Here is a 668-nt window from a genome sequence, read left to right as displayed (position 1 = left end):
CCAAATATAAAGGTCAATCAGATAATGGAGGGGTTTCCAGCGGACTTGTAAAGCAAAGGCAACGACAATACCTAAAGGAATTGAAAAAATCAAGACCAGAGCAAAGACTTGAAGTGTCATACTTGCACCGTTCAATAAACTTGGTAATATCTCAAACATATAAGACATACTGCACCTCCTAAAAATTATTGTTCCTATTATAGCATAAATAAACAATTTAGCAAGGGTTTTTGTAAAAAAATTCTATAATTCTTGAACTATACACCTTTATATATGAAATAAGAGCGAAATATCATCTTACAGAATTCAAAGAATTATAAGGATTCTAGACGATAATATAGGGTTAACTTCTAATTCTGATAGAACAATGATCAAATTTTTTTAACAAATATCTATAAAGATTTCATTGATACAGAACTATGTTTTCTCTCATTCACTTCTTACCTCTAGAGATATAAAAAAAGAACCACTTTATAAGAATAGTATCATTTCTACTATCCATACAAGTGGCTCTTTGATGATGCCATAGCAAAGGCATCAAGATTTTTCAACTAGATTATTTAACTTTTTTGAAACGGAATAAGAGAATGGAACCAAATGCAAGTACTACTCCTACAACAGTAAGCAAGATAGTCATTTCAGATGTACCAGTATTTGGTAGTTCTTTA

Annotated in this window: 1 protein-coding gene and 1 pseudogene; both read right to left on the bottom strand. The window is 30.5% G+C overall.

Annotated features, from left to right (window positions below; all coding sequences use genetic code 11):
- Positions 1-168, bottom strand: a pseudogene (locus GMD4S_RS09935) (amino acid ABC transporter permease); the annotation flags it as partial.
- A gap of 388 nt (positions 169-556) precedes the next feature.
- Positions 557-668: LPXTG cell wall anchor domain-containing protein (locus GMD4S_RS13120; RefSeq protein ID WP_008290736.1), on the bottom strand; the 112-nt coding region annotated here is incomplete at its 5' end.

It is taken from the genome of Streptococcus sp. GMD4S (assembly GCF_000296955.1).
Note: the sequence above shows the minus strand (reverse complement) of the source record. Positions and strands in the feature narration are given on the sequence as shown.